Genomic DNA, 20,781 nt, shown 5'->3' on the forward strand with positions numbered 1-20,781 from the left:
GTGCTTACGGACGTACCGGCGAGGCCTGGCCGAGCTTTGCGTCATGGATGCCGTAGAGTTCGTCGGCGCGGTTCTCGAAGGCCGTTGCGAACATCCGGAAGGCCTTGTCGAAGACGGCGCCCATCACCGCGCTCAGCATGCGCGAGCGGAACTCGTAGCTGATGAAGAAGGCGACGTCGCAGTTGTGCCCCGGCAGGTCGTCGAATTTCCAGCGGTTGTGCAGGTATTTGAACGGGCCGTCGAGATATTCGACCTCGATGGCCATGTCGCCGCGATTGAGGGTGGCACGCGAGGTGAAGGTCTCGCGGATCACCTTGTAGGCGACCGTCATGTCGGCGACGATGACGTCGCAGGATGGCGACACCACCTTCTTGCCGCGCAGCCGGGCGGCCTGGCACAGCGGCAGGAACTTCGGATAGTTCTCCACGTCCGCGACCAATTCGAACATGTTCTCGGCGGTGTGGCGAACCCGTCGGGTCGTTTCAAATTCCGGCATTTGTCATCCGATTGGGATCAGTAGCCCTTGGCCGCCACGCGCGCCGCCCTCAGCTTGGCGAAATCGTCGCCGGCATGGTGCGACGAGCGGGTCAGCGGCGTTGCCGAAACCATCAGGAAGCCCTTGGCGTAGGCGATCTGCTCCAGCGCCTTGAACTCGGACGGCTCCACGAAGCGGTCGACCGGATGGTGCTTGCGGCTCGGCTGCAGGTACTGGCCGATGGTCAGGAAGTCGACGTCGGCGCTGCGCAGATCGTCCATGAGCTGCTGGATCTCGTGCCGCTTCTCGCCGAGCCCGACCATGATGCCGGACTTGGTGAACATGGTCGGATCGAGCTCCTTGACCCGCTGCAACAGGCGGATGGAATGGAAGTAGCGGGCGCCGGGGCGAACGGTGAGGTAAAGGCCCGGGACGGTCTCCAGATTGTGGTTGAAGACGTCGGGCTTGGCTTCGACGACCGTCTCCACCGCGCCGTCCTTCCTCAGGAAGTCCGGTGTCAGCACTTCAACGGTGGTGGTCGGAGAAGCGGCGCGGATCGCCTTGATGGTCGCGGCGAAGTGCGCGGCGCCGCCGTCGGCAAGATCGTCCCGGTCGACCGAGGTGACGACCACGTGGTTGAGGCCCATGCGGGCAACGGCGGTCGCCACACGCTCCGGCTCCAGGAAGTCGAGCCCCTTCGGCATGCCGGTCGAGACATTGCAGAAGGCGCAGGCCCTCGTACAGGTGTCGCCCATGATCATGAAGGAGGCGTGCTTCTTGGCCCAGCACTCGCCGATATTCGGGCAGCCCGCTTCCTGGCACACGGTGACCAGCCGGTTGTCGCGGACGATGTTCTCGGTCTCGCGGAACCCCGCGTTGCCCGGCGCCTTGACGCGGATCCAGGCGGGCTTCCTCAGGATCGGCGTATCGGCCCGGTGCGCCTTTTCCGGATGGCGCGGCCTTGCGGCCTTGCTCTTTTCGGTGTCGGTCCCGGTCTCGGGCTGTGCGTCGGGGGCGATTGCCATGGGCGGTCCTTCCGTCTTTCAAACCTTGACCGGCGGCCGCGGCCGGCCGCCGGTCGAAGGGCCATATAGCGCGTGCGGCCTTATCCGCAAACGCGACCTTTGGTCAGGAAATCAGCCGCGCGATCAGGACGACGACAATGGCGCCGACCGTTGCGACGATGATCTGCTCAACAAAGGCGTTGCCGATGTTGAGGCTGATGTTGAACTGCCGGGCAAGAAACCCCCCGACGAAGGAGCCGACGAGGCCCCACAGGATGTATTTCAGAAGACCGCCGCCGCCGACGACGAAGCTGGCGAGCCAGCCGGCGATCAGGCCGATGACGATCCAGATGATGATAGACCGTGTGTCCATGTTGCGTTTGTCTCCCCGTTGACTGCCGTCGCCGCGCGCCGGCTGGAGCCCCTACAATGACAGCTACAGCCTATCACGTATGGATGACGCGGCCATAGGCGTCGAGGACGCTTTCGTGCATCATTTCCGACAGCGTCGGGTGCGGAAAAACGGCGTGGATCAGCTCTTCCTCGGTGGTCTCAAGGTTCATGGCGACCACAAAACCCTGGATCAGTTCCGTCACTTCCGCGCCGACCATGTGGGCGCCGAGGAGCTGGCCGGTCGCATCGTCGAACACCGTCTTCACGAGGCCGTCCGGTTCGCCGAGGGCGATCGCCTTGCCGTTGCCGATGAAGGGAAAGCGGCCGACGCGGACCTTGTAGCCGGCCTCCTTGGCCTTTGCCTCCGTCAGGCCGACCGAGGCGATCTGTGGGTTGCAGTAGGTGCAGCCCGGTATCTTCAGCTTGTCCATCGGATGCACGTCGAGGCCCTTGATGCCTTCCACGCAGATGACGCCCTCGTGCTCGGCCTTGTGGGCGAGCATCGGCGGGCCGGCGACGTCGCCGATGGCATAGAGGCCCTTGACGTTGGTGCGGCCGAGCCCGTCGGTGACGACGCAGCCGCGGTCGGTCTTCACGCCGAGGTCTTCCAGGCCGAGCTTCTCGATGTTGCCGACGACGCCGACGGCCGAGATCACCTTGTCGACGGTGATCTTGTCGCTCTTGCCGTCCTTGAATTCCAGGGTCGCGGTGACGCTGTCCTTGCCCTTGTCGAGCTTGGCCACCTTGGTGTCGGTGTGGATCTTGAGGCCGGCCTTTTCCAGCCGCTTGCGGGCATGGGCGGAGATTTCCGCGTCCTCCACCGGCAGGATCTGCGGCAGCACTTCGACGACCGTCACCTCCGCGCCCATGGTGCGGTAGAAGCTAGCGAATTCGATGCCGATGGCGCCGGAGCCGACGACCAGAAGCTTCTTCGGCAGCTCTTTCGGCACCATGGCCTCAAAATAGGTCCAGACCTGTTTCCCGTCGGGCTCAAGCCCCGGCAGCACACGCGGCCGGGCGCCGGTGGCGACGACAACGTGCTTGGCCGAATAGTCGCCGCCGCCGAGGGCGCCCTTCGGGGCATCGTCGGCCGCTGTCACGGTCATCTTGCCGGGCGCCGTCAGCCTGGCCGAGCCCCAGATGACGTCGACCTTGTTCTTCTTGAGCAAGAACCCGACGCCGGTGGCGAGCTGTTTGGAGACGCCGCGCGAGCGCTTGACGACGGCGTCCATGTCGAAGCCGATCTTTTCCGCCGACAGCCCGAAATCCTTGGCGTGTTCCATGTGGTGGTAGACCTCGGCCGACCTCAGCAGGGCCTTGGTCGGGATGCAGCCCCAGTTGAGGCAGATGCCGCCGAGATGTTTCTTCTCCACGATGGCCGTCTTGAAGCCGAGCTGGGCGGCGCGGATGGCCGTGACGTAGCCGCCGGGGCCGGCGCCGATCACGATGATGTCGTAAGCGTTGGACATGGCTTGCCTCGTTGTGCGGTGCCGTGCGGCGGGCGCCGAATTGGTGCCTGCCGATTGTGTCGCGCGTGGCGAAGGATGGGTGCTAGACCAGCATTCCCATCGGGTTCTCGATGTAGCGCTTGAAGGCGGCCATCAGTTCGGCGCCGAGCGCCCCGTCGACGGCGCGGTGGTCGGTGGAAAGGGTCGCCGACATAATGGTCGCCACCTCGATGCTGCCATCGGTAACGACCGGCCGCTGCTCGCCGGCCCCGACCGCAAGGATCGTCGCGTGCGGCGGGTTGATGACGGCGGAAAAGTCCTTGATGCCGAACATTCCGAGATTGGAGACGGCCGTCGCCCCGCCCTGGTATTCCTCCGGCTTCAGCCGGCGGTCGCGGGCGCGCTTGGCAAAATCCTTCATCTCGTTGGAGATGACGGAGAGCGTCTTTTCGTCGGCGCGGCGCACCACCGGGGTGATGAGACCGCCCGGGATGGCGACGGCAACGCCCACATCGGCGGCCTTGTGCTTCAGCATCGCCTCGTCGGTCCAGGTGACGTTGGCGTCCGGCACGGCCTTCAGCGACAGGGCCAGCGCCTTGATGACCATGTCGTTGACGGAGATCTTGTAGGCCGGCTTGTCGTCGGTCACCGGCGCTGCGTCGTTGAGCTGCTTGCGCAAGGCGAGAAGCGCATCGATGCGGCAGTCGATGGTGAGGTAGAAATGCGGGATCGTCGTCTTCGATTCCGTCAGGCGCCGGGCGATGACTTTGCGCATGGAATCGTGCGGAACGGTCTCGTAGGAGCCCTCCTCGAACATGGCGCGCACGGCATCGGCGCCCATACCCTTTGCCGGGGCGGCGGCGGGAGCCGCGGCCGCAGCCTTTTCCGGCTTGGCGGCTGCCGTGCCCTTCTCAAGGGCCTCTTCGACGTCGCGCTGGATGATGCGGCCGTGCGGGCCGGAGCCCTTGACGGCGGACAGGTCGAGATCGTTCTGCCTGGCGATGCGGCGGGCGAGCGGCGAGGAAAAGATGCGGTCTCCGTCGCCGGTCGTCGGCGCCGGACCGGCCTCTGCCGGTGCCTCCGCAGGGGCCGGCTTTTTCGGCTCGGCCGTTTTGTCTTCGGTCTTCTGTTCGGGCTTTTCGTCCGTCTTGGGTGCCTCGGCCTTTTCCGGCTTGGCGTCCTTTTTCGGCGCCGCCTTGTCGGCCGCGCCGTCCAGCGCGCTTTCGTCCTCGCCCTCTTCCAGCAAGAGCGCGATCAACTGGTTGACCGGCACGTCGCTGGTGCCCTCGTCGACGACGATCTTGCCAACAGTGCCTTCGTCGACGGCTTCCACTTCCATGGTCGCCTTGTCGGTCTCGATTTCGGCGATGATATCGCCGGGGGCGACCGAATCGCCCTCTTTCACCAGCCACTTGGCGAGATTGCCGCTTTCCATGGTCGGCGACAGGGCCGGCATAAGAATCTCTATGGGCATTGCTGCGCTCCCCGCATTTTCATGCCTGCATCATTCATTTGAGCGGTTGATGCGCCCTCACCTGTAGCAGACCGCCTTGACGGCCTCGATCAGCTCGGGAACCGAGGGCTTGGCGAGCACTTCCAGATTGGCCGCATAGGGCATCGGCACGTCCTTGCCGGTGATCGACAGGATCGGCGCGTCGAGCCAGTCGAAGGCCTTTTCCTGGACCTGCTTGGCGATCTCTGAAGACACCGAGCAGATCGGCCAGCCCTCTTCCACGGTGACGCAGCGGCCGGTCTTCTTCACCGACTCAATGACCGTATCGATGTCGAGGGGACGAATGGTCCTGAGGTCGATGAGTTCGGCCGAAATGCCCATCTCGTCCAGCGCCTCGGCGGCTTTCACCGCGTAGGTCATGCCGATGCCCCAGGAGACGATGGTGGCGTCGGTGCCCGGACGGGCGATCTTGGCCTTGCCGATCGGCAGCACGTAGTCGTCGAGCTTCGGCACGTCGAAGGACTGGCCGTAGAGCATCTCGTTTTCCAGGAAGACGACCGGGTTCGGATCGCGGATCGCCGCCTTCAGGAGGCCCTTGGCGTCGGCTGCCGTCCACGGCATCACCACCTTCAGGCCCGGGATCTGGGAGTACCAGGCCGAGTAGTCCTGGCTGTGCTGGGCGGCGACGCGGGCGGCCGCGCCGTTCGGTCCGCGGAAGACGATCGGGCAGCCCATCTGGCCGCCGGACATATAGAGGGTTTTCGCCGCCGAGTTGATGATCTGGTCCATCGCCTGCATGGCGAAGTTGAAGGTCATGAACTCGACGATGGGCTTCAGGCCGGTCAGCGCCGCGCCGACGCCGAGGCCGGTGAAGCCGTGCTCGGTGATCGGCGTGTCGATGACGCGCATGTCGCCGAACTCCTGCAGGAGCCCCTGGGTCACCTTGTAGGCGCCCTGGTATTCGGCGACCTCCTCGCCCATGACGAAGACGGCCTCGTCGCGGCGCATCTCCTCGGCCATGGCATCGCGCAGCGCCTCGCGCACCGAGGTCTTGACCATCTCGGTGCCGTCCGGGATCTCCGGATCGTCGTCGGGCTTCAGCAGCGGGGTCGCCGCAAGCGGCGGACCGGCCGGCTTTTCGGTGTCGTCATCGCCGTTTTCCTCTGAGGCCTCTTCCTTCGGCGCTTCGGCCTTGTCCTCGGACTTCGCTTCGGACTTTTCAGGCGTCTTGTCGCCCTTCGCGGCGGCGTCGAGCGCGCTTTTGTCCTCGCCCTCTTCCAGGATCATGGCGATCGGCGTGTTCACCTTCACGTTCTCGGTGCCGTCGGCGACCATGATCTTGCCGAGGACGCCCTCGTCCACGGCCTCGACCTCCATGGTCGCCTTGTCGGTCTCGATCTCCGCGAGGATGTCGCCGGCCGAGACCGGGTCGCCCTCGGCCTTCAGCCATTTGGAAAGCGTGCCCTCTTCCATGGTCGGCGAAAGGGCGGGCATCAATACTTCGATCGGCATCTTCGTCCGTCCTTTCTAGCGCAGGATGTCGGTGTAGAGCTCCGAGACATCGGGCTCCGGATCCGTCTGGGCGAACTCCGCCGCCTCGCCGACGATGCCGCGGACCTCCTTGTCGACGGCCTTGAGGTCGTCCTCGCTGGCCAGCCCGCGATCGATCATGCGCACGCGCACCCGCTCGATCGGGTCGTTCTCGGTGCGCATCTTCTGCACTTCTTCCTTGGACCGGTATTTGGCCGGATCGGACATGGAATGGCCGCGGTAGCGGTAGGTGATCATCTCCAGGATGTACGGCCCCTCGCCCTTGCGGCAGCGCTCCACGGCGCGAAGCCCCGCCTCGCGGACGGCCCTGACGTCCATGCCGTCGACCTGCTCGCCCTCGATGTCGAAGGAGGCGCCGCGCTGGGAGAAGTCGCCTTGTGCGGTGGCGCGCTGGGTCGAGGTGCCCATGGCGTATTTGTTGTTCTCGATGACGAACACCACGGGAAGCTTCCACAGCGAGGCCATGTTGAAGCTCTCATAGACCTGGCCCTGGTTGGCCGCGCCGTCGCCGAAATAGGTCAGGCAGACCCGGTCGTTCTTGCGGTAGCGGTTGGCAAAGGCGATGCCGTTGCCGAGCGAGACCTGGGCGCCGACGATGCCGTGACCGCCGTAGAAATCCTTTTCGCGGGAGAACATGTGCATCGACCCGCCCTTGCCCTTGGACAGGCCGCCGCGGCGTCCGGTCAGCTCGGCCATGACGCCCTTGGGGTCCATGCCGCAGGCCAGCATGTGGCCGTGGTCGCGGTAGCCGGTGATAACCTGGTCGCCCTCCTCCAGCGCCATCTGCATGCCGATGACGACGGCCTCCTGGCCGATATAGAGGTGGCAGAAACCGCCGATCAGGCCCATGCCGTACATCTGGCCGGCCTTTTCCTCAAAGCGCCGGATCAGCAGCATTTCCCGATAGGCGTGGCGTTCCTGGTCTTCGGTGAGAGCGGGCGGGGTGTCCGCCGATGCCGGTTTTTTGGCGTCCGACTTCGCCTTGGCGGATCTTGTCCGGGACTTCGATGCGGTCTCGGACGTTTTCTGCGCTTTCGTTGCCATGCGTTCCTCCGCGCTGTGCAGCGATGATCGCTTGACCAGAAAGATAGCGCGGGCGCGGGACGTTTCCAATTCCAAATGGTAACGGCCGGGAAGTTATAACCACTTATTTTTATTGGATATTCCAGATGAACCCGAATCCGGTTGATTGGTCGGGTTAACCGGATTTAGGTAATGTGTGCTTACCTAATCCGGTTGCGGAAAATCACCACCTCATCCTGGTGGACGACGTTGAGGCTTTCGCGCGCCCGCTCCTCGATCATGTCCGGATCGAGGCTTTCCGGGCGCAGCAGCGCCACCCGCCGTTCGAGCTTTCCCTTGGTGGCCTCCAGATCGACCAGTTCCTCGCCGAGCCGCACCGCCTCGCTGTCGAAGCGCTCGCGGGCGAACAACCCATAGTCGCCATGAAAGGCGTGATAGGCGAAATAGGCAAGAAACATGACCGTGATCGCAGGCAGATAGAGCTGCTGCAGGACGGTCTTGCGACGGTGTCGAGTGGCCATGGATTTTTTACGCAAGGACTGGTTACGCGAGTACCTGCTCGGCGCTTACTGCGCCCCCCACGAACCATCATGGCCGAATGTGCTTAACGCTTGGTTTCGCACCTGCGGTAGCCGGCGCCGTATGGCGGGTTCCGGCCACAGAGTGCGGGGTCAGACCCGTTCCGGACGCCGTTCGTTCGACGGTGCGTCCGCCGGCTCGGGCGTGTCGAGCGGAACCCCGGCGCCCGCCGCCAGCTCGCGGGTCTTGGCCTGGTACTGCGGCGAGACGAGACCGGCAGAGATGACCAGCTTGGCCGCCTCCTCCACGGTCATTTCCAGCGGAATGACGTCCTTCCGCGGCACGAACAGCAGGAAGCCGGAGGTCGGGTTCGGGGTCGTCGGCAGGAAGACGCTGATGATGCTGTCGTCGACCGGCATCTTGTCGGCAACCTCGCCGACGGTGTCGGTGGCCAGAAAGACGATCGCCCACAGGCCGCGACGCGGATACTCGACGAGCGCGGCTTTCTTGAAGGACTGGCCGCGCTGGGACAGCACCGTCTCGAAGATCTGCTTCAGCGCCTGGTAGAGATTGCGGATCAGCGGCATGCGCCCGAGGATCAGCTCGCCATAGGAGATGATCGTGCGCCCGGCGATGTTGGCGGTCAGGAAGCCGAGCAGCATCAGGCCGACGACGGAAAAGATCAGGCCGAGCCCCGGCACCGCAAAGGGCAGGTAGTGCTCCGGGTTATAGACCGTCGGGATCAGCGGCTTCACCCAGTCGTCGACCCAGCGGATGAACGACCAGGTCAGATAGAGGGTGATGCCGAGCGGGCCGGCGACGATGATGCCGGTCAGCAGGTAATTGCGAAGACGCGCGGCACCGCTCACCCGCGTCGTGCTTTCGGGCGGGCCGATCTTTTCGATCGGCCGTTGTTTTTTCTGATCTTTCGGTTTCACGCTGGGTCGTCCTGTCGGCGCGTCCTGGGTCCGCTGCATCTCTTTCTACATCAATATAGGGCACCGCAAAAAATTTTTGTGCAGCGCCTTAGCAATGTGTGAAAGAAGTGCCGGCCCGGTCGCCTATTCGACCGTCACGGACTTCGCCAGATTGCGCGGCTGGTCGACGTCGGTGCCCATGAAGACGGCGACGTGGTAGGCGAGAAGCTGGACCGGCAGGGCATAGACGATCGGCGTGATGGTCGCCGGCATGTCCGGCAGCACCAGCGTTTCCAGCGCATCGATGGAGGCGGCCTCGGCGCCCTTGGGATCGGTCATCAGCACGATGCGCCCGCCGCGGGCGGCGACCTCCTGCATGTTGGAGACCGTCTTGTCGAAGATCCGGTCGTAGGGCGCAATCACCACCACCGGCAGGGTCTCGTCGATCAGCGCAATGGGCCCGTGCTTGAGCTCGCCGGCGGCATAGCCCTCGGCGTGGATGTAGGAGATCTCCTTCAGCTTCAGCGCACCCTCCATGGCCAGCGGATAGGAGGTGCCGCGGCCGAGATAGAGGACGTCGGAGGCGTGGGAGAAGGTCTTTGCCAGCCGCTCGATCTGCGGCTCCAGGCGCAGCGCCTGCGCGGCAAAGCGCGGGATCTCGACCAGCGCCTCGACGAGCTTCCTCTCGTCCTCCTCGCTGAGATGTCCGCGCGCGCGTCCCGCGGCGATGGCCAGCGCCGTCAGCACGGCAAGCTGGCAGGTGAAGGCCTTGGTCGAGGCGACGCCGATCTCCGGTCCGGCAAGCGTCGGAAAGATGACGTCGGATTCCCGGGCGATGGTCGATTCCTCGACATTGACGATCGCCGCGATGTGCTGGCCCTCCTGCTTGCAGTAGCGCAGGCTCGCCAGCGTGTCGGCCGTCTCGCCGGACTGGGAGACGAACAGCGACAGCCCGTTCGGCTCCAGCGGCATCTCGCGGTAGCGGAATTCCGAGGCGATATCGATATCGACCGGCAGGCGGGCGAAGCGCTCGAACCAGTATTTGGCGACGAGGCCGGCATAGAAGGCCGTGCCGCAGGCGGAAATGGCGATCCGGTTGAGGGTGCGGAAGTCGAACGGCAGGTCGTCCGGCAGGCGCGTCTTCATGGCGTTGAGGTCGAGATAGCGGGCAAGCGTGTGGCTGACGACCTCCGGCTGCTCGTGAATCTCCTTGGCCATGAAGTGGCGGAAGTTGCCCTTGTCGACGAGCAGCGCCGATGTCTGCGACTGGCGCACCGGGCGCTGCACTTCGGCGCCGCTTTCCTCATAGATATGGACGCCCGAGCGGCGAACGACCGCCCAGTCGCCGTCCTCAAGATAGGCGATCCGGTCGGTGAACGGCGCGAGCGCGATGGCGTCGGAGCCCACATACATGGTGCCGTCGCCATAGCCGATGGCGAGCGGGCTGCCGCGGCGTGCGCCGATCATCAGATCGTCGTGGCCGTCGAACAGGAAGGCGAGCGCAAAGGCGCCTTCCAGCCGCGGCAGGACCTTGCCGACGGCCTCTTCCGGGCTCGCGCCGCCGGCCATCTCGTGGGCGACGAGGTGGGCGACCACTTCGGTGTCGGTGTCCGTCTCGATGGCGATGCCGGCCTCGGTGAGTTCGGCGCGCAGGGCCCGGAAATTCTCGATGATGCCGTTGTGGACGACGGCAACGCGGGCGTTCATGTGCGGATGGGCATTGATCTCGGTCGGCGCACCGTGGGTCGCCCAGCGGGTGTGGCCGATGCCGCTGACGCCGGCGAGGTGCTCGCTGCCAAGGCGCTGTTCCAGATTGGTCAGCTTGCCCTCGGCCCGGCAGCGGGTCAGCACGCCGCCTTCAAGCGTGGCGACGCCTGCAGAATCGTAGCCGCGATATTCCAGCCGCTTCAGCGCGTCGACCAGTTGCATGGCGACGCTGTCGTTGCCAAGGATGCCGATGATTCCACACATAGAAATACTCCCCTCGTCGCCCGCCATCGCCGGTCTCAGCCGTTTTAGCGAAGCCAAACGACGTTCGTACAATCAACAAAGGTATCGTTCTGTGACCGTCCCCCGGCCGCGGATGCCGATGTATACTGGCCGAAGAAGGTTGCAATAGGGTTTCGCGGCGGAACCGCTACTTGCGGGCGGCCTTTTCGGCGGCAAGGCGCTCGCGCAGTTCTGCGCCCCTCCCCGGCTTCGTCACCTGGCGACCGCGGCCGATGGCGAGCGCATCCTTTTCCACGTCCTCGGTGATGACGCTGCCGGAGCCGACATAGGCGCCATCGCCGATCGTGACCGGTGCGACCAGCGAGGAATTGGAGCCGATGAAGGCCCCTGCGCCGATCTCGGTGCGGTACTTGTTGAAGCCGTCATAGTTGCAGGTGATGGTGCCGGCGCCGATATTGGCCGCCGCGCCGATATGGGCATCGCCGATATAGGTCAGGTGATTGACCTTGGCGCCCTCGTCGACGACTGCCTTCTTGATCTCCACGAAATTGCCAACCCGGGCCTTTGCGCCGATCTCCGCCCCCGGCCGAAGCCGGGCATAGGGGCCTATTTGCGCGTTTTCCGCGACACTCGCCCCTTCCAGGTGGGAAAAGGCGCGGATCAAAGCGCCGGAGGCCACGGAGACGCCGGGACCGAAGACGACATTGGGTTCGACGACGACGTCCGGCGACAGCGCCGTGTCATGGGAAAAGAAGACAGTCTCGGGCGCCACCAGCGTTACGCCGGCGGCCATCGCGGCCACGCGACGCCGCGCCTGGAATACGGCCTCGCAGTCGGCGAGCTGGGCGCGATCGTTGATGCCCATGACCTCGTCGGCGTCGGCTTTGGCCGCCAGGATCGAGAGGTCCCGCCCCCGCGCGATCTCCACGGCGTCGGTGAGGTAATATTCGTGCTTGGCGTTGTCGCAGCCGATTTCGTCGAGAAGCGCGGGAAGATGGGTGCCGCGAAAACCCATGATGCCGGAATTGCAGAGCCGGATGCCGCGCTCGGCCGGATCGGCGTCGCGGTCCTCGCGGATGGCGACGAGGGCGCCGTCCTCCACGATCAGCCGGCCATAGCCTGCCGGATCGTCCGGCTCGAAGCCGAGCACCACCAGGTCGGCGCCGGCGGCGAGCTTGTCGCGGACGCTTTTCAGCGTTGCCGGCGCGACCAGGGGTGTGTCGCCATAGAGCACGATGACGTCGTCGGCCGGCGCCTGGAGCGCGGCGCGGGCCGCGAGCACCGCATGGGCCGTTCCCTTGCGCTCGTCCTGGACGAAGACGCCGCACTCCGGCCAGTCGCTACGCGCCGCCTCGGCGACGTTGCGCATGTCCGGCCCGACGACGACGGCAAGGCGATCCGCACCGGCCGCCTTCACCGTGTCGATGACGTGGCCCAGAAGGCCTCGGCCGCCGACCTCGTGCAGCACCTTTGCCCGCGACGACTTCATCCGCGTGCCTTCGCCGGCGGCGAGCACCACGGCCAGAAAGCTCCGATCCGACATCCGATCCCTCCTTCGCGCCGGCATCCCCCTTGCGCCGGTTCTTTGCGCTGCAGCAAGTGGCCAAAATCGGCCGCATCCGTCAAGCCGTCATCCACAGCCGAAATGCGGCCGCAGTTGGGTGTTGCCGCGACTCACTTTACAAATCGAATCGGGTTGGTCCGAAAGCGGCGGTCCGCAACGGTACGTTGGTAACGGCGATCCGTTGGTCGCGGAATCGGACGACAGGGGCGCTGGCAGCAGCGACGAGGGCGTGAAAACCGATACCGGCTCACTCTATGGGGGCTTCTCCGATCAGGAGGATGGTCCTGACGGCTTCACCCTTGCGGGCTGGGGCTTCACGGCCGTGCTTGCCTTCGTGTTCGCCTATGCCGCCTGGCAGTTCGGCGCGCTCAACGGCACCAGCCTTGCCGAGCTGCCGCCGGCCGGCGACGTGGTCATCACCGGCAGCACCAGGTCGACGCAGCCACTCGGCACCTTTTCCGACAACGCTAATGCCGATGCCCCGATCACCGAAGTGACGACCGTCGAGGCCGATGTGCTGCGTCGGGAGATCGCCGAATTGCGCCGCACCGTCATCATGGTCCGGGACATCAACGACCGGCTGCAGGGCCGGGTCGACCGGCTCGAGGCCGAGCTTCGCAAGACGGCCGGCCTGAGGCAGCCGCAAACGTCCCGCGAGATGGCGGCAACGCCTTCGGACGCGGCGGTACCGAAGGCCGAAAAGTCCGGGCTCGACATCGCTGTCCGGCCGTTCGATCCGGTAAAGGAATTGCCGAAGGTCGCCGCCGCGCCGGCGGAAAAACCGGCAGAGAGCGCCAAGGCGCCGCCGGCACAACAGGCCGCGGCGGCAGTCTCGCCGCCTGCGGCCAAACCGGCCGAGACCAAGCCCGTGCGCGTCATCATGCCCGGACCGACGGCGGCAGCGGCGCCGCCGCCACAGCGGGTTGCCGCCGCGCCGACGACGGCGCCCGAGGTCAACGGTCCGGAAAAGGTCGTGGAGATCGACCGACCCGCGGTAGAGGTGGCGCGCGCGCCGGCCGAGGTCGACGACCCCGTGACCACGGGATCGATCCGTGCCCCGGAGCGCGACAAGCTGGTGCCGCGGGCAAAGCCCCGCCTGCAACCGGTCTCGCTGCCGCCCGATCCGGCGCCGGAACCGAGCTCCGAAGCCGCCGACAAGCCGGAAACCTCGCAACTCAGCCAGTCGCGGTTCGGCATCGATCTCGGTGGCTACAAGTCACTCACCGAGCTTCGGATGGGCTGGTCGTCGTTTTCCCAGAACAATCCAGCCCTTGCCGGCGATCTGGAGCCGCTCGCCAGCATGAGCGAGCGCGACGGCACGCTGGAAGCGCGGCTGGTCGTCGGACCCTTCGTCAACGCCAACGACGCGGTCCGGGCCTGTGCCAAGCTGATGTCGAGCGGCAATCTCTGCCAGCCGACCCTGTTCTCCGGCCAGGCGCTGCGCCTGCCCTGAGCCTCAGCTCGTTTCGCAAGAGCCTGCGACATCGAGGACGATGCGCGCGGCCTTGGCGCTTGGCGCCTCGCCGCCCTCAAGCGTCATCTCGCCCTGAAGCCGCAGGAAGGCCGCGACCTGACGCGCCCGCTCCGGCGTCTCCGACAATAGCGGCAGCACCGCCGCGGCCAGCCGTTCGGGCGTTCCCTCAAGGTCGAGGAACTCCGGCACGGCATTTTCCTTCAGGATGAGGTTCGGCAGCACCATGGTGTCGACCTGGACGATCCCGGGGAACAGCCGGCGCAGGCGATTGATCTGGCGGTAGACGGCATCGAGCCGGTAGGCGATGACGGTGGGAACGCCCGCAAGCGCCAGTTCCAGCGACACCGTTCCGGACGTTGCCAGCGCCGCATGGGCGCGCCGGAAAGCGGCGAATTTCTCTGCCTCTCCGGAGACGATCTCCGGTTTGACGGACCAGTCGGCGAGCCGGGCCTCGATCTCGCCGCGAAGATGCGGCACGGCGGGCAGCAGCACTTGCGGCGCACGCGCCGCGCCGGCGGCGATCCGGGAGAGCGTCTCGCCGAAAACGGGCATCATGCGCTCGATCTCGCCGCGGCGGCTTCCCGGCAGGACGAGCAGCACCGGCCGCCCGGCATCCTCAAGGCGCGCGCGCTCGCCTGTCTCCTGCCACAGGTCGTTCCGCTCGATCAGCGGGTGGCCGACATAATCGCAGTCCGGCCCGCCCAGCCGCCGGTGGGCCTCCGGCTCGAAGGGCAGGATGGCGAGCACCCTGTCCACATAGGCGCGCATGGCCTTCGCCCGCCCCGGCCGCCAGGCCCAGACGCTCGGCGAGACGTAGTCGACGACGGGAATGTCCGGCCGCGCGTTTCTGACCTTGCGGGCGACCCTGTGCGTGAAATCGGGGCTGTCGATGAGGACGAGGACGTCCGGATCGGCGGCGAGCACCGCCTCCGCCGTCTCGCGGATCCGCCGCAGGATCAGCGGCAGCCGGCCGATGACGGCGGTGATGCCCATGACGGCGATGTCGTCGAGCCCGAACAGGCTTTTGAAGCCGCGGGCGGCCATCCGCTCGCCGCCGGTGCCGGAAAACTGCAGCGCGTCCTTTCCGCAGCGGGCGATGAGCGCATCCATCAGGGCCGCGCCGAGCTGGTCGCCGGATTCCTCGCCGACAATGATCGCAATCCTGGTGGGGGCGGTCACGCGCCCGGCTCCGCGCTGTCGAGGCGGACGCCGGCAAGAAACAGCTTCGCCTTGTCGGCGGCGGCGATGGTCGCGCCCCGTTCGGCAATCAGCACGCCGCCGGCCTCCACCGCGATGCCGGCAAGGCGCGCGGCGGCGGCAAGCTCCACGGTGCGCGGCCCGACGGTCGGCAGATCCGTGCGCAGCTCCTGGCCCGGCTTGGTGCGCTTGACAAGGACGCCGCGCCGGCCCTTTGCCGGCAGGCGGCCGATCGTCTTCAGTTCGGCGACGCGCTCCAGCATGCGATCGGTGCCTTCGGCGGCTTCCACCGCCGCGACCCGGCCGCCGAGGACGACGACGCCCTGGCCGATATCGAAGGCGCCTAGGGTCGCGACCAGCCGGCTTCCGGCCTCGATATCGGCAAGGGCGGCGGCGTCCGGCCTGCCGCGCGTCAAAGGCCCCTGCGGCGCCAGCAATTGCGGCGCGACGTCCTGGGCTGCGACGATGGTCACCCCCTCATCCTCGAAGATGCGGATCACCCGCTTCAGGACGGTGTCGTCGCCGCCGATGAGCGCGGCAACGATCTTCGGCAGCCGGGCGAGCGCCCCGAGATCCGGCGTCACGGCGCGGAAATCCGGACGCCTGGTGACGCTGCCGATCATCACTATCTGGCGACAGCCGGCCGATTTCAGGATGTCGAAGAAGCGGCCGATCTGGCCCCAGTCGAGCCAGTGGGGCGAGAACGGCTCCATTTCCGGGCCGGCCTCGCCGCGAATAGCGATGACGATGAAGGGACGGCCGCTCGCGGCAACCGCAGCGGCCACCTCGGCCGGCAGCGCGCCGCCGCCGGCGACAATCGCAAGGGGCCCGGCCACGCTCTTTGCCGCGCTCATGGCTGCGCCATCCCCGTCGGCGCGTCGGCCGCCCTAGGCCCCCTGGCTGGTGCGCGGCGTGCACAGCGCCCGGTCGGAGCCGGAGCGGATGAACTCGACGATGGTCTGGACAAGCGGTTCGTCCTCGAAGGTTCGCGCGACGTCCTCGACGCGCTCCAGGAGCGTTCCCTCGTCGGCAAAGAGCAGGCGGTAGGCCTTTCTCAGCGCGTGGATCTGCTCGCGGGAAAAGCCGCACCGCTTCAGGCCGACGATGTTGAGGCCGCCGAGATGGGCGCGGTTGCCGATCACCGAGCCGAAGGGAATGACGTCGTTTTCGACCCCGCTCATGCCGCCGACGAAGGCGTGGGCGCCGACGCGGACCCATTGGTGGACGGCGCAAAGGCCGCCGAGAATGGCGTGGTCCTCGATGGTGACGTGGCCGGCGAGCGTGGCGTTGTTGACGAGAATGACGTCGTTGCCGATGCGGCAGTCATGGGCGACATGGGCGCCGACCATGATCAGGCAGCGCTCGCCGATCTCGGTGACGAGGCCGCCGCCTTCCGTGCCCGGATTCATGGTGACGTGCTCGCGCACGACCGTGTCGGCACCGATCACCAGCCGGCTCTCCTCGCCGCGATATTTGAGGTCCTGCGGCGGTAGGCCGATGCTGGAGAACGGAAACAGCTTGGCGCGCGGTCCGATTTCGGTACGTCCGTCGACGACGACGTGGCTTTCCAGCGTGACGCCCTCGGCAAGCACCACATCGGGGCCGATGACGCAATAGGGTCCGATGCGGACGTCGTCGGCAAGTGTTGCCGCCGCGTCGACGACCGCGGTCGGGTGGATATGGGGCATTCGTTACCTTCTCACTCGTCGACGAGCATGGCGCTGATCTCGGCCTCGGCGACCTTGCCGCCGGCGACTATCGCCTCGACCCTGAATTTCCAGATCGTACCGCGGCTCTTGATCTTGTTGACGTGGTACTCGACCGTGTCGCCCGGCACCACCGGCTTGCGGAACTTGGCCTTGTCGATGGTCATGAAATAGACCAGCTTCGGGCGTGCCGAGCCCTGGCGGGCGTGGACGCAGATGGCACCTGCCGTCTGGGCCATGCCTTCGATCAGCAGGACGCCGGGCATCACCGGCTGACCGGGAAAATGCCCAAGAAAATGTGGCTCGTTTATGGTGACGTTCTTCACGCCGATCGCGGAGTCGTCCTTGTTGATCTCAATGATCCGGTCGACCATCAAAAAAGGGTAGCGGTGCGGCAACAGCTCCATGATCTGGAGGATGTCGACCGCATCTAGCGTTGCCGGTTCTGCCTCAGACATATGCATTCATCCCTTCGAACGGCGCCCCCCGGCGCCTCGGGCGCGATCCGTCCTTTTCAGGGAGCGCCCTATTCCCTCTCTTTTTTGCCCGGCCGTCGCTCCTCGGCGAGTTCGCGCAGGGCCCGGGCCTCGCGCATGTATTCGCGGATCGGCTTGGCCGGCGTTCCGAACCAGCGTTCGCCTGCCGGCACGTCGTTGGCGACATTGCTGCCGCCGGCGATCTGTGCCCCCATGCCGATGCGCAGATGGCCGGCAAGGCCTGCCTTGCCCGCCAGAACCGCATAGTCCTCCAGCACGGTCGATCCGGAGATCCCCGCCATGGCGACGATGACGCAATGGCGGCCGATGACGACGTTATGGGCGATCTGGACCTGATTGTCGATTTTCGTTCCCTCGCCGACGATCGTGTCGCGGTTGGTGCCGCGGTCGATCGTCGAATTGGCGCCGATCTCGACATTGTCCTGGACGATGACGCGGCCGATCTGGGGAACCTTCTTGTGGCCGCCCGCACCCATCGCGAAGCCGAATCCGTCCTGGCCGATCTTGACGCCGGGATGGATGATGACGTCGTTGCCGATGAGCGCGAATTGCAGGACCGCATTGGCGCCGACCGAACAGCCGCGGCCGATGCGCACGCCCGCGCCGATCACCGCATTGGCGCAGATTACCGACCCAACGCCGACCTCCGCGCCCGCTCCGATGACGGCGCCCGGTTCGACGGTGACGTCGTCCTCCAGACGGGCGCTCTCGTGCACCACGGCGCGGTCCGAAATGCCGCGCGTGTCATCAAAAAAGCCTTCCGGCCGCATCGCCCGCGGGTAGAAGCGCCTGGTGACCTCGGCGAACGCCACATAGGGGCGGTCGACGACGACGGCGACGACATTCGTCGGCACCCGGTCGGCGAATTTCGGCGAACACAGGCATGCGGACGCCTTCGTCTCGCCGAGCTGGTCGATGTAGCGGGTGTTTTCGATGAAGGCGAGATCGCCGGGGCCCGCGAGATCGAGCGGCGCAATGCCGGTGATCATGATCTCGCCGCCGCGCGCGATGCGCCCGCCGACCCAGGCCGCAATGTCGCGAAGCGCAACGGGCTCGGGGGGGGTGAGAAACGCAGGTTCGTTCATGGAGTGCGCCGCGAAGGCCGCCTTGCCGGCGCCGGCAGCGAGATGCCGCCGGCGCCGGGAGCGATCAGAATTGGGTGCCGCCGCCGATCCGGAAGACCTGCGTCTCGTCCCACTTGCTCTTGACGATCGGCCAGGCGAAGTCGGCGCGGATCGGACCGAACGGCGAGTGCCAGATGACGCCGAAGCCGGCCGCCCAGCGCAGGTCGCCATTGTCGCCCACCACATTGACGCGGCGGAAGAAGTTGGCGCTGTCGTCGACGTCGACCAGCGTGCCGGCATCGGTGAAGAGCGCGCCTTCAAGCCCGATCTCGCTCGGCACGGCCGGCAGCGGGAACGTCGCTTCGGCCGTTCCTGCGATATAGTAGCGGCCGCCGAGTGCGTCGCGGGTCATGCCGTCACGCGGACCGATGCCCTTGGTGCCGAAACCGCGGATGGTCTCGCCGCCGAGGAAGAAGTGATCCGGCAGCTTCAGGCGGTCGTCGAGGCTTTCGATGTGACCGGCCTTGACCTTCAGCATGCCGACGATGCCGCGGTCCGCCCAGATCTCGCGATAGGCGCGGCCCTCGACGGTGGTGCGGATGAACGCCACGTCGCCGCCGACGCCGGCGAATTCCTGCTGGAACTTGCCATAGTAGCCATCGCGCGGCCGCTTGATGTCGTCGCGGGTGTCATAGATCAGCGAGTAGCCGATGATCGAGGTGAAGGTCTCGCCGATGGCATCCTTGACCGCGAGCGAGGCTTCGTCCGTATCCAGGTTGCGGTCGAACTTCCCGTCGCCATTGCGATCACACGACCGAGGGATCGGATCGCCCCGGTTGTATTTCCGCATGTAGCACCCGTCCTTCAGCTCGTCGGCGACGTCGAAGTCGCGCTGGTAAGCGGAGTAGGTCAGGTTAAGCTGGACTTCCTCGTTGAGGGGCAGGCCGAAGGTCAGGTTGCCGCCGGTCGTCGTCTCCTCATAGGAGCGATAATCGGTCTCCTCGTACTGCCGCCGGTAGAGATCGAAGCCGGCCGACAGGCGGCGGCCCATGAAATAGGGCTCGCGGAAGGAGAACTCGTAGGTGCGGGTGCTCTCGCCGCCGCCGACGGCGGCGCGGACGAACTGGCCGCGGCCGAGGAAGTTGCGCTCGGTGATGGAGACGTCGCCGATGACGCCTTCGGCCGAGGAATAGCCCGCACCGAAGGAGAGTTCACCCGTCGCCTGCTCCTCGACGTTGACGACGATGACCACGCGGTCGGCGGAGCTGCCGCGCTGGGTCGTGATCGCCACGTCCTTGAAGAAGCCGAGATTCTTCAGCCGGCGCTTGGCCTTGTTGATCAGCACGCGGTTGAACGCATCACCCTCGGCGAAGTCGAGCTCGCGCCGGATGACGTAGTCGCGGGTCCGCGTATTGCCGCGGATATCGATGCGCTCGATGTAGACCCGCGGGCCCTCGTCGACGTGATAGGTGATGTTGATGGTGTGGTTTTCGTAGTCGCGCTCGCCGCGCGGATTGACCTCGGCAAAGGCGTAGCCGCGTTCGGACACTTCCAGCACGATGTCTTCGAGGGTCTTGTCGACCTCGCGCGAATCGTAAGTGTCGCCCGGATCGGTGCGCACGGCACTGGCCAGCTCCTCCGGCCCGACGGACGCGAGCGAGCTTTGGACGTTGACTTCGCCGATGGTGTACTGCTCGCCCTCTTCGACGGTGAAGGTGACGAAGAAGGTGTTGCGCTCACGGTCGAGGTCGGCGACCGCGGAAATGATCCGGAAGTCGGCATAGCCGTGCCGCAGATAGTACTCGCGCAGGGCCTCCTGGTCGGACTCAAGCCGGCTCGGGTCGTAGCTGTCTGTGCTGCGGATGAAGCTCAACAGGCCCGATTCGCGCGTCTTGATGACGTCGCGCAGGCGGCTGTCGCTGAATGCGTGGTTGCCGATGAAATTGATGCGGGCAACGCCGGTCTTGTCGCCCTCGTTGATCTCGAAGACCAGATTGACCCGGTTCTGGGCCAGCTTGATGATCTTCGGCTCGACCGTCGCGCGGTAGCGGCCCTTGCGCCGGTACAACTCCAGAAGAAGCTGCGTGTCGGCCTCGACCTTGGCCCGGCTGAGGACCGAGCGCGGCTTCGACTTGACCTGCGTCAACAGCATCTTGTCGTCGTACTTGTCATTGCCCTCGAACGAGACCTTGTAGATCAGCGCGTTCTCGGTGACGGAGACGACGAGCACGGCGCCGCGCTTGTTGATGGCGACGTCGGAGAAGAGACCGGTGGCGTAGAGAGCCCTGAGGGAATCGTCGACGTCCTGGTCGCTGTATGCGCGCCGCGGCTGGACCGTCATGTAGGCGCGGACGGTCTCGTCCTCGACCCGTTCGTTGCCGGTGACATCGATTCGATTGACAACAGCGGCCACGGCACTCGTGACGCTGAACGTCTGTGCAACGCATGCTACTGCCAGCAACAACGCGGCGATGGTCGTCGCCCGCAGAGCAGTTCCTATAACTCGCATCGGGGTTGGTCGCCCTTTTCTGCCGAAGGTTTCGCCG

At 66.0% G+C, this 20,781-nt stretch carries 18 protein-coding genes; 1 reads left to right on the forward strand and 17 read right to left on the reverse strand.

Annotated features, from left to right (window positions below; translation table 11 throughout):
- Positions 1–4: 4 nt before the first annotated feature.
- The 11 genes from CH339_RS05790 to glmU form a co-directional block, all read right to left on the reverse strand.
- Complete coding sequence (locus tag CH339_RS05790; protein ID WP_111433368.1) at positions 5–496, reverse strand: type II toxin-antitoxin system RatA family toxin; 492 nt, start codon at positions 494–496, stop codon at positions 5–7.
- 17 nt (positions 497–513) lie between these two features.
- A complete protein-coding gene (lipA, locus tag CH339_RS05795) occupies positions 514–1,500 on the reverse strand; it encodes a lipoyl synthase (RefSeq protein ID WP_111433369.1) in 987 nt (328 codons plus the stop codon).
- Between the two features lie 103 nt (positions 1,501–1,603).
- Entirely contained in the window at positions 1,604–1,852 is a 249-nt protein-coding gene (locus CH339_RS05800) for a GlsB/YeaQ/YmgE family stress response membrane protein (RefSeq protein ID WP_111433371.1), read from the reverse strand.
- Between the two features lie 73 nt (positions 1,853–1,925).
- Positions 1,926–3,341 carry a dihydrolipoyl dehydrogenase gene (lpdA, locus tag CH339_RS05805; RefSeq protein ID WP_111433373.1) on the reverse strand — a complete coding sequence of 472 codons (1,416 nt, stop codon included), beginning with the start codon at positions 3,339–3,341 and terminating at the stop codon, positions 1,926–1,928.
- Positions 3,342–3,423: 82 nt separating this feature from the next.
- A complete protein-coding gene (locus CH339_RS05810) occupies positions 3,424–4,794 on the reverse strand; it encodes a pyruvate dehydrogenase complex dihydrolipoamide acetyltransferase (protein WP_111433375.1) in 1,371 nt (456 codons plus the stop codon).
- A 57-nt stretch (positions 4,795–4,851) separates the two neighbouring features.
- Positions 4,852–6,285, reverse strand: a complete 1,434-nt coding sequence (locus CH339_RS05815) for a pyruvate dehydrogenase complex E1 component subunit beta (protein ID WP_111433377.1) — start codon at positions 6,283–6,285, stop codon at positions 4,852–4,854.
- A gap of 15 nt (positions 6,286–6,300) precedes the next feature.
- Entirely contained in the window at positions 6,301–7,368 is a 1,068-nt protein-coding gene (pdhA, locus tag CH339_RS05820; RefSeq protein WP_111433446.1) for a pyruvate dehydrogenase (acetyl-transferring) E1 component subunit alpha, read from the reverse strand.
- Between the two features lie 179 nt (positions 7,369–7,547).
- Positions 7,548–7,868 carry an FtsB family cell division protein gene (locus tag CH339_RS05825; protein WP_111433379.1) on the reverse strand — a complete coding sequence of 107 codons (321 nt, stop codon included), beginning with the start codon at positions 7,866–7,868 and terminating at the stop codon, positions 7,548–7,550.
- A gap of 150 nt (positions 7,869–8,018) precedes the next feature.
- Positions 8,019–8,762 carry a DUF502 domain-containing protein gene (locus CH339_RS05830; protein ID WP_245408101.1) on the reverse strand — a complete coding sequence of 248 codons (744 nt, stop codon included), beginning with the start codon at positions 8,760–8,762 and terminating at the stop codon, positions 8,019–8,021.
- Between the two features lie 165 nt (positions 8,763–8,927).
- Entirely contained in the window at positions 8,928–10,754 is a 1,827-nt protein-coding gene (gene glmS / locus CH339_RS05835) for a glutamine--fructose-6-phosphate transaminase (isomerizing) (RefSeq protein ID WP_111433383.1), read from the reverse strand.
- A gap of 166 nt (positions 10,755–10,920) precedes the next feature.
- Positions 10,921–12,276 carry a bifunctional UDP-N-acetylglucosamine diphosphorylase/glucosamine-1-phosphate N-acetyltransferase GlmU gene (glmU, locus tag CH339_RS05840; RefSeq protein ID WP_111433385.1) on the reverse strand — a complete coding sequence of 452 codons (1,356 nt, stop codon included), beginning with the start codon at positions 12,274–12,276 and terminating at the stop codon, positions 10,921–10,923.
- Between the two features lie 250 nt (positions 12,277–12,526).
- Here glmU and CH339_RS05845 point away from each other — a divergent pair, with 250 nt between their 5' ends.
- The gene (locus CH339_RS05845; RefSeq protein WP_146610120.1) at positions 12,527–13,750 is read left to right on the forward strand and encodes an SPOR domain-containing protein; all 1,224 of its coding nucleotides are present in this window, start codon (positions 12,527–12,529) and stop codon (positions 13,748–13,750) included.
- A gap of 3 nt (positions 13,751–13,753) precedes the next feature.
- Here the strand turns inward: CH339_RS05845 and lpxB are convergent, their stop codons facing one another.
- From lpxB to bamA, 6 genes are all read right to left on the reverse strand, one after another.
- Positions 13,754–14,950, reverse strand: coding sequence for a lipid-A-disaccharide synthase (gene lpxB, locus CH339_RS05850; protein ID WP_111433389.1), 1,197 nt, complete (start codon positions 14,948–14,950; stop codon positions 13,754–13,756).
- Entirely contained in the window at positions 14,947–15,822 is an 876-nt protein-coding gene (locus CH339_RS05855; protein ID WP_111433391.1) for an LpxI family protein, read from the reverse strand. Before CH339_RS05855 ends, lpxB begins: the two co-directional genes overlap by 4 nt.
- 33 nt (positions 15,823–15,855) lie before the next feature.
- Positions 15,856–16,656 carry an acyl-ACP--UDP-N-acetylglucosamine O-acyltransferase gene (gene lpxA, locus CH339_RS05860; protein ID WP_111433393.1) on the reverse strand — a complete coding sequence of 267 codons (801 nt, stop codon included), beginning with the start codon at positions 16,654–16,656 and terminating at the stop codon, positions 15,856–15,858.
- 11 nt (positions 16,657–16,667) lie between these two features.
- Positions 16,668–17,132, reverse strand: a complete 465-nt coding sequence (gene fabZ / locus CH339_RS05865) for a 3-hydroxyacyl-ACP dehydratase FabZ (protein WP_111433395.1) — start codon at positions 17,130–17,132, stop codon at positions 16,668–16,670.
- 68 nt (positions 17,133–17,200) lie between these two features.
- Positions 17,201–18,256, reverse strand: a complete 1,056-nt coding sequence (gene lpxD / locus CH339_RS05870; protein WP_111433397.1) for a UDP-3-O-(3-hydroxymyristoyl)glucosamine N-acyltransferase — start codon at positions 18,254–18,256, stop codon at positions 17,201–17,203.
- Positions 18,257–18,320: 64 nt separating this feature from the next.
- Positions 18,321–20,648, reverse strand: coding sequence for an outer membrane protein assembly factor BamA (gene bamA / locus CH339_RS05875; RefSeq protein ID WP_201240901.1), 2,328 nt, complete (start codon positions 20,646–20,648; stop codon positions 18,321–18,323).
- Positions 20,649–20,781: the final 133 nt, after the last annotated feature.

The organism is Rhodobium orientis (assembly GCF_003258835.1).
In the GTDB taxonomy this organism is placed as follows: Bacteria; Pseudomonadota; Alphaproteobacteria; order Rhizobiales; family Rhodobiaceae; genus Rhodobium; species Rhodobium orientis.

Excerpts from the sequence above, each read along its gene's own strand:
- CH339_RS05790 (WP_111433368.1), bottom strand. The coding sequence starts at position 496 with ATGCCGGAATTTGAAACGACCCGACGGGTTCGCCACACCGCCGAGAAC.
- lipA (WP_111433369.1), bottom strand. The coding sequence starts at position 1,500 with ATGGCAATCGCCCCCGACGCACAGCCCGAGACCGGGACCGACACCGAA.
- CH339_RS05810 (WP_111433375.1), bottom strand. The coding sequence starts at position 4,794 with ATGCCCATAGAGATTCTTATGCCGGCCCTGTCGCCGACCATGGAAAGC.
- lpdA (WP_111433373.1), bottom strand. The coding sequence starts at position 3,341 with ATGTCCAACGCTTACGACATCATCGTGATCGGCGCCGGCCCCGGCGGC.
- lpxA (WP_111433393.1), bottom strand. The coding sequence starts at position 16,656 with ATGCCCCATATCCACCCGACCGCGGTCGTCGACGCGGCGGCAACACTT.
- glmS (WP_111433383.1), bottom strand. The coding sequence starts at position 10,754 with ATGTGTGGAATCATCGGCATCCTTGGCAACGACAGCGTCGCCATGCAA.
- CH339_RS05815 (WP_111433377.1), bottom strand. The coding sequence starts at position 6,285 with ATGCCGATCGAAGTATTGATGCCCGCCCTTTCGCCGACCATGGAAGAG.
- pdhA (WP_111433446.1), bottom strand. The coding sequence starts at position 7,368 with ATGGCAACGAAAGCGCAGAAAACGTCCGAGACCGCATCGAAGTCCCGG.
- fabZ (WP_111433395.1), bottom strand. The coding sequence starts at position 17,132 with ATGTCTGAGGCAGAACCGGCAACGCTAGATGCGGTCGACATCCTCCAG.
- CH339_RS05855 (WP_111433391.1), bottom strand. The coding sequence starts at position 15,822 with ATGAGCGCGGCAAAGAGCGTGGCCGGGCCCCTTGCGATTGTCGCCGGC.
- glmU (WP_111433385.1), bottom strand. The coding sequence starts at position 12,276 with ATGTCGGATCGGAGCTTTCTGGCCGTGGTGCTCGCCGCCGGCGAAGGC.
- CH339_RS05825 (WP_111433379.1), bottom strand. The coding sequence starts at position 7,868 with ATGGCCACTCGACACCGTCGCAAGACCGTCCTGCAGCAGCTCTATCTG.
- lpxD (WP_111433397.1), bottom strand. The coding sequence starts at position 18,256 with ATGAACGAACCTGCGTTTCTCACCCCCCCCGAGCCCGTTGCGCTTCGC.
- CH339_RS05800 (WP_111433371.1), bottom strand. The coding sequence starts at position 1,852 with ATGGACACACGGTCTATCATCATCTGGATCGTCATCGGCCTGATCGCC.